14 protein-coding genes are annotated in these 12,381 nt (G+C 71.4%); 9 read left to right on the forward strand and 5 right to left on the reverse strand.

The annotated features are described in order from the left end of the window. The first annotated feature begins 3 nt into the window (after positions 1-3). The 5 genes from SD626R_RS05170 to SD626R_RS05190 all read left to right on the forward strand — a co-directional run bounded on the left by SD626R_RS05170 (position 4) and on the right by SD626R_RS05190 (position 4,316). Positions 4-1,158, forward strand: coding sequence for a pyridoxal phosphate-dependent aminotransferase (locus SD626R_RS05170; RefSeq protein ID WP_092564423.1), 1,155 nt, complete (start codon positions 4-6; stop codon positions 1,156-1,158). 79 nt (positions 1,159-1,237) lie between these two features. Beyond that, on the forward strand, positions 1,238-1,546 hold the full coding sequence (gatC, locus tag SD626R_RS05175) for an Asp-tRNA(Asn)/Glu-tRNA(Gln) amidotransferase subunit GatC (RefSeq protein WP_092564425.1): 309 nt from the start codon (positions 1,238-1,240) through the stop codon (positions 1,544-1,546). Continuing rightward, positions 1,547-2,854, forward strand: a complete 1,308-nt coding sequence (gene gatA / locus SD626R_RS05180; RefSeq protein WP_092564428.1) for an Asp-tRNA(Asn)/Glu-tRNA(Gln) amidotransferase subunit GatA — start codon at positions 1,547-1,549, stop codon at positions 2,852-2,854. Between the two features lie 90 nt (positions 2,855-2,944). Next, positions 2,945-3,700 carry a hypothetical protein gene (locus SD626R_RS05185; RefSeq protein ID WP_092564431.1) on the forward strand — a complete coding sequence of 252 codons (756 nt, stop codon included), beginning with the start codon at positions 2,945-2,947 and terminating at the stop codon, positions 3,698-3,700. Between the two features lie 109 nt (positions 3,701-3,809). After that, complete coding sequence (locus SD626R_RS05190) at positions 3,810-4,316, forward strand: DUF5797 family protein (RefSeq protein ID WP_092564434.1); 507 nt, start codon at positions 3,810-3,812, stop codon at positions 4,314-4,316. A 290-nt stretch (positions 4,317-4,606) separates the two neighbouring features. Here the strand turns inward: SD626R_RS05190 and SD626R_RS05195 are convergent, their stop codons facing one another. Both SD626R_RS05195 and SD626R_RS05200 read right to left on the reverse strand, forming a co-directional pair. After that, positions 4,607-4,930 carry a DUF7111 family protein gene (locus tag SD626R_RS05195; protein ID WP_092564437.1) on the reverse strand — a complete coding sequence of 108 codons (324 nt, stop codon included), beginning with the start codon at positions 4,928-4,930 and terminating at the stop codon, positions 4,607-4,609. Between the two features lie 85 nt (positions 4,931-5,015). Continuing rightward, positions 5,016-5,558: a carboxymuconolactone decarboxylase family protein gene (locus SD626R_RS05200; protein WP_092564440.1), complete on the reverse strand. Its 543-nt coding sequence runs from the start codon at positions 5,556-5,558 to the stop codon at positions 5,016-5,018. A 139-nt stretch (positions 5,559-5,697) separates the two neighbouring features. Here SD626R_RS05200 and SD626R_RS05205 point away from each other — a divergent pair, with 139 nt between their 5' ends. Next, positions 5,698-6,627, forward strand: a complete 930-nt coding sequence (locus tag SD626R_RS05205; protein ID WP_092564443.1) for a 1,4-dihydroxy-2-naphthoate polyprenyltransferase — start codon at positions 5,698-5,700, stop codon at positions 6,625-6,627. A gap of 2 nt (positions 6,628-6,629) precedes the next feature. Further along, positions 6,630-7,742 (forward strand): mandelate racemase/muconate lactonizing enzyme family protein, encoded by a 1,113-nt coding sequence (locus SD626R_RS05210; protein ID WP_092564446.1) that lies wholly within the window; start codon positions 6,630-6,632, stop codon positions 7,740-7,742. 29 nt (positions 7,743-7,771) lie between these two features. Here the strand turns inward: SD626R_RS05210 and SD626R_RS05215 are convergent, their stop codons facing one another. Continuing rightward, on the reverse strand, positions 7,772-8,182 hold the full coding sequence (locus SD626R_RS05215) for a halocyanin domain-containing protein (RefSeq protein ID WP_092564449.1): 411 nt from the start codon (positions 8,180-8,182) through the stop codon (positions 7,772-7,774). A gap of 178 nt (positions 8,183-8,360) precedes the next feature. On the opposite strand from SD626R_RS05215, the gene SD626R_RS05220 reads away from it, so the two are divergent. Continuing rightward, positions 8,361-8,822, forward strand: a complete 462-nt coding sequence (locus tag SD626R_RS05220) for a DUF5799 family protein (protein ID WP_092564452.1) — start codon at positions 8,361-8,363, stop codon at positions 8,820-8,822. Between the two features lie 31 nt (positions 8,823-8,853). Here SD626R_RS05220 and SD626R_RS16730 read toward each other — a convergent pair whose 3' ends face one another. Both SD626R_RS16730 and SD626R_RS05225 read right to left on the reverse strand, forming a co-directional pair. After that, positions 8,854-9,003, reverse strand: a complete 150-nt coding sequence (locus tag SD626R_RS16730) for a DUF7557 family protein (RefSeq protein ID WP_176697274.1) — start codon at positions 9,001-9,003, stop codon at positions 8,854-8,856. Between the two features lie 78 nt (positions 9,004-9,081). Next, the gene (locus tag SD626R_RS05225) at positions 9,082-11,184 is read right to left on the reverse strand and encodes a hypothetical protein (protein ID WP_092564455.1); all 2,103 of its coding nucleotides are present in this window, start codon (positions 11,182-11,184) and stop codon (positions 9,082-9,084) included. Positions 11,185-11,329: 145 nt separating this feature from the next. On the opposite strand from SD626R_RS05225, the gene SD626R_RS05230 reads away from it, so the two are divergent. After that, the gene (locus tag SD626R_RS05230; RefSeq protein WP_092564458.1) at positions 11,330-12,364 is read left to right on the forward strand and encodes a phosphotransferase family protein; all 1,035 of its coding nucleotides are present in this window, start codon (positions 11,330-11,332) and stop codon (positions 12,362-12,364) included. Positions 12,365-12,381 lie beyond the last annotated feature (17 nt).

A 12,381-nucleotide genomic window follows, 5' to 3' on the forward strand; every position in this document is an offset into this window, starting at 1 on the left:
ACAATGAGCGACGCATACGACTTCTCAGAGCGGATCGGACGCGTAGAGCCCAGCGCCACGCTGGCGATATCGAACCTGGCGGCCGAGAAGGAGGCGGAGGGCGCCGACATCGTCGACCTCTCGGTCGGCGAACCCGACTTCGACACCCCGGAAAACGTCGTCGAGGCGGGCAAAGAGGCCCTCGACGCGGGCCACACGGGATACACCTCCTCGAACGGGATCCCGAAGCTGAAGGAGGCCATCGCCGAGAAGCTCCGCGGCACCGGGATCGACGCCGACGCCGACGAGGTGATCGTCACCCCCGGCGGCAAGCAGGCCCTGTACGAGACGTTCCAGACGCTGATCGACGACGGCGACGAGGTCGTCCTCCTCGATCCGGCGTGGGTCTCCTACGAGGCGATGGCGAAGCTCGCGGGGGGCGACCTCTCGCGCGTCGACCTCGCGCCGCACGGCTTCCAGCTGGAGCCCGCGCTCGACGACCTCGCGGAGACGGTGTCGGACGACACCGAGCTGCTCGTCGTCAACTCCCCGTCGAACCCCACGGGCGCGGTCTTCTCGGAAACCGCGCTGGAGGGCGTCCGCGACCTCGCCGTCGAGCACGACGTCGCCGTGATCTCCGACGAGATCTACGAGCGCATCATCTACGACGCCGAGCACGTCTCGCTCGCGAGCCTCGACGGGATGGCCGACCGCACGGTGACGATCAACGGCTTCTCGAAGGCGTTCTCGATGACCGGGTGGCGGCTCGGCTACCTGCACGCCACGGACGACTTCGTCGGGCAGGCGGGGAAGCTCCACTCGCACTCCGTCTCCTGCGCCACGAACTTCGTGCAACGCGCGGGCGTCGAGGCGCTGGAGAACACCGACGAGTCGGTCGAGGAGATGCGGCGGGCGTTCGCCGACCGCCGCGACCTCCTCGTCGACCTGTTCGACGAGCACGGCGTCGACGTCGACGTCGGCGACGGCGCCTTCTACATGATGATCCCGGTCGACGAGGACGACCAGGCGTGGTGCGAGGCCGCGATCGAGGAGGCGTACGTCGCGTGCGTCCCGGGGAGCGCGTTCAACGCGCCCGGTCACGCCCGCATCTCGTACGCCGCGAACGAGGAGCGCCTGCGCGAGGCGGTCGACCGGCTCGTCTCGAACGACCTGCTGTAGGGCGACCCGGAGGCCACGCGGCTCCGTCGTCGACCCCCTTCCGAAACCCTTACTCGCCGCCCGCGTGGTACGTTCGGGTATGAGCGACACCGCAGCGTCGAACGACGGGGAGGACGCGACCGCAGTCGACGCCGAGGAGGTCCGTCACGTCGCGGAACTGGCCCGCGTCCGGCTCGACGACGACGAGGTCGACGAGTTCGCGGCGCAGTTCGGCGACATCCTGGAGTACTTCGAGGCCCTCGACGAGGTCCCGGAGACCGAGCGCGAGGAGGACCTCGTCAACGTGATGCGCCCCGACGAGGTCGAGGAGGGACTCACGCAGGCGGAGGCGCTGTCGAACGCCGAGGAGACGGCGGACGGCTACTTCGTCGGCCCGAAGGTGTCGTAGATGGCGGCCGACCACAACGCCTTCATTACGGAGGCGACGATCGAGGGCGACGCGGACGCCGAGGGGCCGCTCGCGGACGCGACCGTCGCGGTCAAGGACAACATCTCCACCGAGGGGATCCGGACGACCTGCGGCTCCGAGATGCTCGCCGACTACGTCCCGCCGTACTCCGCGACGGTCGTCGACCGCCTCACGGATGCGGGCGCGACCGTCGTCGGCAAGGCGAACATGGACGAGTTCGGGATGGGGACGACGACCGAGACCTCCGCGTTCGGCCCTACGCGGAACCCCGTCGATCCGGAGCGCGTCCCCGGCGGCTCCTCCGGCGGGTCGGCGGCCGCGGTCGCCGCGGGCGGGGCCGATCTCGCGCTCGGCTCAGACACGGGCGGGTCGGTGCGTTGCCCGGCCGCGTTCTGCGGCGTCGTCGGCATCAAGCCCACGTACGGGCTCGTCTCGCGGTACGGGCTCGTCGCGTACGCGAACTCCCTCGAACAGATCGGGCCGATCGCGGGCACCGTCGAGGAGGCGGCCGCCGCGCTCGACGCCATCGCGGGCCCCGACCCGCACGACGGGACGACCCGCGACCTGGGCGAGGTCGAGGGCGCCGATCCCGACGCGAGCTACGCCGCGGCCGCCGACGGCGACGTCGACGGGCTGACGATAGGCGTCCCGACCGAGTTGTTCGAGGGCGCCGACGAGCGCGTCGTCGAGACGGTCGAGGCCGCGATCGCGGACCTGGAGGCGCGGGGGGCGGAGACGACGGAGATCTCGCTGCCCTCCGTCGAGCACGCGGTCCAGGCGTACTACGTCATCGCGATGGCGGAGGCCTCCTCGAACCTCGCGCGGTTCGACGGCGTGCGCTACGGGAACCGCGCCGAGTCGGACGGCAACTGGAACGAGTCGTTCGCGGAAACGCGCGAGGAGGGGTTCGGCGCGGAGGTCAAGCGCCGTATCCTGCTCGGCACGTACGCGCTCTCGGCGGGTTACCACGACAAGTACTACCAGAAGGCGCAGGACGCCCGCGCGTGGGTCCGGCGGGACTTCGAGGACGCCTTCGCCGACGTGGACGTGATCGCGTCGCCGACGATGCCCGTGCTCCCCTTCGAGCTCGGCGAGAGTCTCGACGACCCGCTGCGGATGTACCTCGCGGACGCGAACACGACCCCGGTCAACCTCGCGAACCTCCCGGCCGTATCGGTGCCGGCCGGCGAGGCCGACGGGCTCCCGGTCGGGCTCCAGCTCGTCGGGTCGAAGTTCGACGAGGAGACGGTTATCCGGGCCGCGAGCGCCGTCGAGGACGCCAGCTGAGGGCCGCCGTCGACGGCTTTTAATCCACGTTAAACCGACTTGAGCGTCTCGCCCGGTTTTGTGTCTCCCGCCCGTTCTCCCGGGCGCACCATGACCGAATCCGAGTCGACCGCGACGGACGCGTTCGACCGCGAGACCGTTCGCTCCGCCAGTCGGGTCGCCGTCGCGGCGCTCGCGCTGGTGGGCGTGTTGTCCCTGTTCACGCTGCTGCCGGGCGTCGACCGGCTGGTCCCGCTCACGCCGGTCACGTTCGCCGCGGTCGCGGGCGCCGTGGCGACGGCCGCGGTCGTCGCGCTCCTCCTGTTCGCCGCGCCGAGGGTCGCCTCGCTGACGCGGGCCGCGCTCTACCGGACGGACGCCGCGGAGCGCGTCGAGCGCATCGCCGAGAACGGCGCCGCGCTGGCCTACTGGCTCGTCGTCCTCGCGGCCGTATTGGTCGCGCACCGCGGGTTCGCCGGCGCCGTGGTCCCGCTGCCCGACGGGTTCGCGTGGGCGTACGACGCCGCGTTCCTGGTCGCGTCGCTCGTCCCGCTCGTCTTCGTCGCGGCGCGGCTGACCGTGACGGTCGACCCGCTCTCGACGCTCGTCGCCGACCGCGTGATCGAGCCCGAATCGGCGGAGGGTCGCGGGGACGACGCGGACGGCGACGAGACGGCGACGACCGAGGGCGAATCCGACCGGTCCGCGACCGGGATCGACGCGGCCGATTCGCAGGGACACTCGATCGAGGAGCGGTGGGGCGTCGCCGACGAGTTCGGAGCGGCGGACGGCGGCGAGTCGAACGGCGATGGATCGGAAGATGAGTCGGACGGCGGGAGGCCGGGCGGCGAGCCGACGGGCTCCTGAGGCGGACCGGTCGAGCGCGCCGACCGGGCCGCGTACCTGAGCGAGTCGCCGCTCCGGCTCCCGGAGCGCGATCCGGAACGTCCATACCCGCCCCGGTGAACGGGGAGGTATGGCGCTGACCGACGAAGAGCGGAGCCGGCTCGCCGACATCGTCCGGCTCCAGCCGACGAAGAACGGCGAGCTGCAGGACGCGTGGGGGCTCGAGGGCGGCAGCGAGGTGCACCAGTACCTGCAGAACCATCTGAAGGAGTACTACTACCGCGACGACGACAGCCTGATCCGATCGACGGCGGAGGCGAACGACCTCGTCGACGTCGAGCCCGGGATCGAGGCCGACGCGGTGGCGAAGGGCGGCGCGCCGGAGACGATCCGCGTCCCGGAGCTCGTGGCACAGGTGTCCGAGGTCGTGGCGGGCCCCGACGAGCGCTCGCAGTCGGTCGTCAGTGTGCTCAACGCCGTCCGCGAGGCGTTCGACGTCGACCCCGAGGTCGACGAGGTGCGGCGCGCGCTCCGGACCCTCGAACGCAAGAACGTCGTCGAGGTCGTCTACCGGACCGTCCCGACGTTCAAGCTCGCCGTCGAGCGCGACGAGATTACGGTCGAAGTGAGCGAATAAACGTTCGTCTTCGGTGTTCGTTTATAAACAGTCGACGCTGGACGAGTCAGACACATCTCCGAAGGCACAGCCGATCGTTCATATACAATCGACAAGGGATCGACAGTGAAGCCCTCCAAAGCCCCAGCCTCGTCGCCGGCGCTGTGCGCCGGCTGCCAGAGGCGCTTCGCGCCTCGCTGCCGCGGCCGGCGGCGGCCGCGGGCTCCCTCGTGCGGGCTGCTCGCGCCCTACCGGGCGCTCGCAGGCGCACGCCACCGCATTCTACTTATGAATAGTCGTAGCCAGCCCTGTCACATCCCCATGTCGGCGGCCGCGTCGGGGACCGGGAGGTCGTTGACGGCGACGCCGAGCAGCTCCGCGGCGTGGTCGAGCGCCATGTCGAACCCGTAGTACCGCTCCAGCTCGTCGCCGGTCGGCCCGGGTCGGACCTTCAGCATCGCGTACCCCTCGACGTTCTGTGCGACGGTGGCCTCGTCGCCCCCCGTCGAGAACGTGATCCGCCGCTCGCCGTCGGCCACCTCGTAGCGCGCCGCGATCCCGTTCGCTTCCGCTTCGGTGGACTCGGCCTCGACCCCTTCCGAGTCGGCCTCCCCGTCGGCCGTCGTATCGGTCATACTTCGGGTAGGGACCGATGCCTGTCGTATCTGTCGGTCGTCGAGGGCGGTGACTGGGACGGGGGCGGGGATCCGTCGTCTCGCCCTATCGCGGGTCCCAGCCGTGGAACTCGCCGCCGGTCTCCAGTTCGAGGTCGAACGCGTCGATCATCCCGCCGAGCCCGGCGTACCCCTGCGCGAGCGCCGCGATCCCGACGATCGTCTCGTCGTCGTACAGGGCGGCGATCTCGTCGTGAGCGACCGCGTCGACCTCGCGGCGGACGACCGAGATCGCGTAGTCGACGAGCGTCGTCTCGTCGCCATCGAGGGGTGACAGGTCGTCGGTGCCGATCCCGGCGATGACCTCGTCGTCGATCCCGACGCCGCGGGCGATGTTGACGTGCTGGTGCCACTCGTAGCGGTTGCGCGTCTCGCTCGCGGCGGCGAGGATCACGAGCTCGCGGTCGCGCTCCGAGAGCCCGCTGTCGGTCCACAGCGAGCTCAGGAACGAGCGCAGCCCGGCGAGCACTTGTGGATTGTTTCCGAGCGACCGGTAGACGTGGAGCGGTTTCCCCTGGAGCGACGACTCCAGCAGCTCCTCGTACTCCGCGGCCACGTCCGACGCGTCGACGTATGGAACGCGGGCCATGTGGGGGAGTCGTCGTCGGTCGGGATAGCTCTGGGTGTCGCGGACGGCTCCGCCGGATCGGTTCGGGAGGGAGTCGATTCGGAGCGCGGATCGGTCCGGGATGGCAAGGTTAAGGGATGCGACGCGCCTAACTCCTCCAATGAGCACCGAGGTGTCGCGGCGGCGGGCGTGGGTGATCGCCGCGCGGCCGCAGACGCTGCCCGCGGCGGCCGCGCCGGTGATCGTCGGCGTCGGTCTCGCGCTTCGGACCGGCGCGTTCGCCCCGCTCCCGGCGCTCGCGGCGTTCGTCGGCGCGGCGCTGATCCAGGTCGGCACCAACTTCGCGAACGACTACTACGACGCGATCCAGGGGGCCGACACGGACGACCGCGAGGGGTTCACCCGCGTCGTCGCCAGCGGCCTCATCGAACCGGCCGAGGTGAAGCGGGCGATGTGGCTGACGTTCGCGGCCGCGATCCTCGTCGGCACGTACCTCGTCTACGTGGGGGGCGTCCCGATCCTCGTGATCGGCCTGGCGTCCGTCGCCGCGGGGATCGCCTACACCGGCGGGCCGTACCCCCTCGGCTACCACGGCCTCGGCGATCTCTTCGTCTTCGTCTTCTTCGGCGTGATCGCCGTCACCGGGACCTACTACGTGCAGGCGGCCGCCCTCGTCGGCGAGGCGTTCCCACTGTGGCTCCCGGGGGGCACGGTCACGCTCGCGGCCGTCGTCGCCAGCCTCCCGATCGCCGCGCTGTCGACGAATATCCTCGTGGTCAACAACGTGCGCGACTTAGAGGAGGACGCGGCGACCGGCAAGCGCACCCTCGCGGTCCGGTTCGGCTACCGGTTCTCGCGGGCCCAGTACGTCGGGCTCCTCGCGCTCGCCTACCTCGCTCCCGTCTGGTTCCTCGCCCGCGGGGACGGCCCAGCGGTGCTGCTCCCGCTCGTCACGCTCCCGCTCGCGGCCGCCGTCGCGCGCACCGTCCTGACGGAGACCGCCGGCGACGCGCTCAACCCCGCGCTGGAGTCGACCGGGAAGCTCCTCGCGGCGTACGCCGTCGCGTTCGCCGTCGGCCTCGCGCTCTGACCGTGCGGCTCCGCCCCTTCGCCGTCGGTCTGACGAGGCCGCTCGGCACGGCCCGCGGCGATATCGCGGAGCGCGAGGGGTTCCTCGTCGGCGTGGGATCCGAGGACCGCGTCGACGGCGACGGTGTCTCCGCACCGGGGCTCGGCGAGGCCGCCCCGCTCCCCGGCTGGACCGAGTCGCTGTCGGCGTGCGAGTCGGCGCTGCGGGCTGTCAGGACGGACGACGGCGCGCTCCTCCCCGACGCGCTCGACCGCCTCGATCCGGTCGAGACCCCGGCGGCGCGCCACGGGCTCGCGCTCGCGCTCGCGGACGCCACGGCGCGCGAGGCGGACCGGTCCCTGGCTTCGCATCTCGCGGCCGAGCGCGGCCTCCCGACGCCGACCGACGCGGTCCCGGTCAACGCGACGGTCGGCGACGGCGACCCCGAGACGACCGCGGCCGCGGTCGAGCGCGCCGTCGACGAGGGGTTCGACTGCGTGAAGGTGAAGGTCGGCGCGCGCTCGCTCGCCGCCGACGTCGAGCGCCTGCGTGCGGTCCGGGAGGCGGTCGGTGACGGGGTCGCGCTTCGGGCCGACGCGAACGGCGCCTGGGACCGGGCGACCGCCCGCGACGCGCTCGACCGCCTCGCGTCGCTGGACCTCGCGTACGTCGAGCAGCCGCTCCCCGCCGACGACCTCGACGGCGCGGCGGCGCTCCGGGGAGACCGCGGCGATCGCGACGGCGACGACGAGGGCACCGACTCCGCGGTCCCGATCGCGCTTGACGAGACGCTAGCGAGTCACGGGCTCGACGCCGTGCTCGACGCCGGCGCGGCCGACGTCGTCGTCCTGAAGCCGATGGCGCTTGGGGGACCGGACCGCGCGCTGGCGACGGCGGCGCGGGCGCGGGCGGCGGGCGTCGAGCCCGTGATCACCACGACGATCGACGCCGTCGTCGCGCGGACCGCCGCGGTCCACGTCGCGGCCGCGGTCCCGGACGTCGCGCCCTGCGGGCTCGCCACCGCCTCGCTCCTCGCCGACGACCTCGCGCCGGACCCCTGCCCCGTCGCGGGCGGCGAGGTACCGGTGCCGAACGGTCCCGGACTCGCCGGCGACGCGTTCGACGGGCTCCCGTGACGAGCGGTGCGGGCTCGCCGCCGGAGCGGCTATTCCTCGACGACCTCGACGACGCCTTCCATGTCCCGGGTCTGGTGGGGCGTGCAGACGTACTCGTAGGTCCCCGGCTCGGCGAACTCGTGTTCGAAGGCGTGGCCTTCGGCGGTCGCGAGCCCGGACTCGAAGGCGCCCCCGCGGTCGACGACGTTGTGGCTCCCGCCGACGCCGGTCCACTCCCAGACGACGGTCGTCCCGACGTCGACCCGGACCGCCGCCGGCGCGAACGAGAACCCGCCGTCGGCGCCGACCGCGACAGAGACGGTCTCCGCGCCGGTCCGGTCGACCGTCTCCGTCTCCCCCTCGTCGCCGCCGGGGAGGAGCGCGCCGGTGCAGCCGGCGAGCCCGGCGGCGGAGGCGGCGCCGACGGCCCCGAGCAGGTCGCGTCGCGTTCGCGCGTTCATACCGGAGCGAGGGCCCGGACCGGCTAAAGCCTCCCGAGAGGGACGCGCGAGGTCGGCGCCCGCGGAAACGACGCCGATGAGACTGGCGCCCGCGGAAGTGACGCGCGAGGCCGGCGCCGGCGACGAACGGGAGCAACGAGGGAAAGGGGCTTGTACGGCCGCGACCGAACGGCACGGTATGAGCGAGTGGACAGACGCGATCGTCGGCGAGCGGATGACCGTCGACAACCAGTTCACGGACCGGGTGGCGGCCTCGCGGTTCTCCAGCCAGGAGTGGGGCCTGATCATGACCGCGACCGAGTTCGAGATCGAGGACGCCGCCGACCCCGACGATGCCCGGATCGTCGCCGACACGTCCAGCCTCCCGGCGATCATGCCGGAGCTGGAGAACGTCCGGTCGCAGGTCGCCGCGATGGGCGGAGCGGCGGGAGGCGACGGCGGCTCCGGCGGCGGGGGCGGCGGCCTCGTCGACTCGATCAAGGGCGCGCTCGGGCTCGGCGGCTCCGGCGGCGGAGGCGGCGGGTCGGACGAGGAGCTCGACGCCGCCGAACGGCTCGTCCAGGAGTACGCCGACGAGCTACAGGCGCACTTGGAGGACAAGGGGAAGTGGGAGCGGGTCAGGCTCGCGTATCAGGAGTGACCGGACCGCGGTCTGCGGGACGCGGTGCCGGTCACTCCATATCGCCGCTGCGGAACAACGTCAGCTCCTCGGCCTCGTAGATGCCGATCAGCTCGCTGACGATCTCGTCGTGCTCCTCGTCGTCCACGCGGAGCGCGTCGAGGCGCTCGAACGTCTCCTCGTCGAGGTGTACCTGTGGCATACGCGGCGCTTCGTCGAGTGGAGTATAAAATCCTCGGTGGTTCCCGACCGCGGGCGCGGACCGATCCGGCTCACTCGCTCACTCGCCGCGCCGTCGCTCCGTTCGATCGGTCCCGCTCGTCTCCCCGTCCCCGCGCTCCGCGAGGTTCCGCCCGGCGAGTCGCTCGATATCCGCCTCGGTGAGGTCGTCGCTCGGAAGCAGGAGCCGGCCGTCAAGTTTGACGACGGAGTCCTCCTCGTGGAGGAACGTCAGAATCTGCGAGGGATCGAACGCTGAGGCGGCGTTGTGCTCCGTCCCGGCCAGTTCGGACAGATCGCTTGAGCCGTCGAACACCTGCGACACCTCGGTTCCGATTCGACCGGACTGCGTCAGGATCGACCTCCGGCGAAGGCGGTACGACGTCGGTGACTGCGAGGTGAAGTAGTCGGCGTGCTTCGATAGGATCTGGTCGGAGGTTACCGACGCGGCCGGACAGCAAACACACCGAACGTCAGTTTTGTCGGAGATACCAGAGAGAGAAACGCTCGCATCTACCGGGATCGAGACCGACAATAGCGCCACAAGCCACCGGATCAACTGACGGTCCAGACGCTGTGCAGCGACGATCGATCCCATGCCGCCGTTTTCGACGACCTGTAGGCCTCCGCACACGTCATCGGCCCCCTCGAATATCGTCAGCGCCGACGCGTCGTCGAGGTTCGCAAGCGTGACCGCGCCGTCAGCGGCGGCCACTTCACCTTCCGCGACCGGGAGCCCGCAGTACGCAACGTCGACCTCGGAGTCCGAGAGTACCGCGGCGACGGTCTCAGCGCTCGGCCGGTCGAGTACCTCCCACTCGCCGACGCCCTGGGGGACCGCCGGCTCCGAGAGCGCGCGTCGAACCGCCGTCGCACGCTCCGATGAGGCGACTAGCGCGACGGCATGGATATCGCCGCGCGCGGTTGATTCGCGGCGGAGCTGGTTCTCGTATCCCGCCGGCGTCAACACCGACACGCCCGCGGGAAGCGGGTCGTCGTCCGGACTCGGTAGCTCGTGCCCGGGTGTGAGCCACGGCGACGTCGCGAGCGCGACCGGTTTCTCGGAGTCGGTAACCTCTGCCGCGCCGCGCACCCGGACAGGGGCCAGCACGTGCGCGAGATGAGGTAAGAGCTCGGCGCCGGCGGGCCCCGGCCGAAGCACTGCCTCGGTCGGCCAGTCGGGCATGTACGGCGCCACCGTCTCCGGATCGATTTCGAGGTACTCCATCAGCCGCTCGCTCATCGACAGGTCGGCGAGGTTCGGCGGGTAGAAGGGGAGCTCCGGACCGACCCGCTCGTACTCGTACCGGTTGGACGGGACGTATCCGTCCGTCCGCGCGAGCGTGTCGAGGAAGAACCACGTCCGGAGCAGCTCCTCGGCGCGCGCTTCGAGCGCGACGCCGTCGGTCGGGAGAGGCTCGACGTACCCGGTTTCGAGCCGGACCGCGGGCGCGTCGCCGACGGTCATCCGCGCGCCGAGGTAGTACGAGAGGGTCGAGAGCCGGTAGACGTCCGCGTATTCGGGGCGAACGACCACCTCGACCCCCGTCTCGGGGCGAGTCAGCGGGCTCGGGATGTCGAGCTCGTCGCCGCGAAGGATCCGGGGCGGGTAGCCGCGGAGCGTGGGCCACGAGCGCTCGGGCGAGAACTCCCTGATCGACGAGCCGAGCACCGAGACCGCCGCCACCAAGGCGGTCGGGTCGTCCGGAACGGTGATCGTCGCCTCCGGGCGCGTGTGGCGCGAGCGCGCACCGACCGAGACGGTGGTCTGCCGGTCGAACTCGACATCGACGGGGCCCGAGTCGACCGCGCCGGTCGTCGACGGACTGACGTCGGCGACGCGGATGAACGTCTTCGTTGCGCCGCTCAGGTCGAAACAGTACGACCCGCGCGGGAGTTCCATCGGATCGTCGAGGCGGGCGATGAAGTCGCCGTCGTCCGACCGGACTCTCACCGACGAGTACTCGGGCACTGAGAAGGAACTGGCCTCGAAGCTGACCGCCTCGTCGACCGGGAACGGGAACAGCTCCGTGAGCGCCGGTCGGGGATGGACCTCGCGGTCCAGCACCAGCCGGAGCTCATCGCCCTCCAGTTCGTCGCGGACGCGGAGCGTCTCCCCGTCGACCTCGAAACCCACTCGCCCCCCGAACGCGTCGTCCCTCACGGCTAACTGATGTATCGTCAACAGGTATGAGATTGTCGGTAGATTTTCCCTATTCCGCGTCTCTCAGCCGTGATGGTCGCGTTCTCCGTCTCGTGCTAACAGCCGTGACAGCAGTCTTAACACTCGTCGGACGCGACGAATCTGCATGAACGAGGCCGCGGCGGCGGCGCTCCGCGAGGCGTTCCCGGAGCGGTCGGTCGAGCGCCTGACCGGCACCGGCCCCTCGTGGAACGGAGGCAACGAAACGGTCGGCGTCGCCTTCGCGGACGGCGGTCGAGCGTTCTGCAAGGTCGCGGTCGACGGCGACGGCGCTCGGATCGCCCGCGAACTGGCGGTGCTGCGGCACGTGGCCGTCGAGCGACCCCTCGCGGTCCCCGAAGTGCTCGCCGCCGATCCGGACGCGGCCTACCTCGTCACGGCTCCCGCTCCCGGCCGCGGGCTCCTCGACGCGTGGGAGGGGCTCGACGAGCGAGACGAGAGAGGCGAAGGGGCCGACCGGAGCACGGGAGACGGGGAGGCCGACAGACCGGCGCTGCTCCGACGCGTCGGCGCGACGCTGGCGACGCTACACGCCGAGCGGTTCGAGACCCACGGGGAGATCGGCGGCGGCGACGCGCGCGGCGGGCTCGAACTCGACCGGGCGCCGTGGCCCGACGTGCTCTTAGAGACGATCGGACGGACCCGCGAGATCGGCACGTCTGAGCGGCTCGCGCACCACTACGACGCCGTGATCGACTGCGTCGAGGCGAACCGCGACCGCCTCCGCGGCGCCCCGGCGGCGCTCCTCCACGGCGACGTCGCGATGCCGAACCTGTTCGTCGTCGACGCTGAGGAAGGCCACGGCGGGGCTGAACAGGCCGACGGGATCGTCGCGATCGACTGGGAACTCGCTCACGTCGGCGACCCCGCTCGCGACCTCCTCAGGGCGGAAGACCAGCTGCTCAACGGGTTCGACGAGCGGGGGCCGGAGCGGTACGCGGCCGCGCTGCACGCGGGCTACGTCGAGCGCGCCGGCGGGCTCCCGCCGGGGTTCGAGGAGCGACGCCCGCTATACGAGGTCGTCCGGATACTCGGTCGGTCGGGGTTCATCGACCAGTGGACGACGTACCTCGGCGAGCCCGCGACCGACCTCGTCGACCGCGCGGAGGCGGAGCTGTCGGCGCGGCTGGCGGCGGTCTGAGGTCAGCGGACGAGGAC

The sequence above is a fragment of the Halorubrum sp. SD626R genome, assembly GCF_001261915.1.
Taxonomy (GTDB): domain Archaea; phylum Halobacteriota; class Halobacteria; order Halobacteriales; family Haloferacaceae; genus Halorubrum.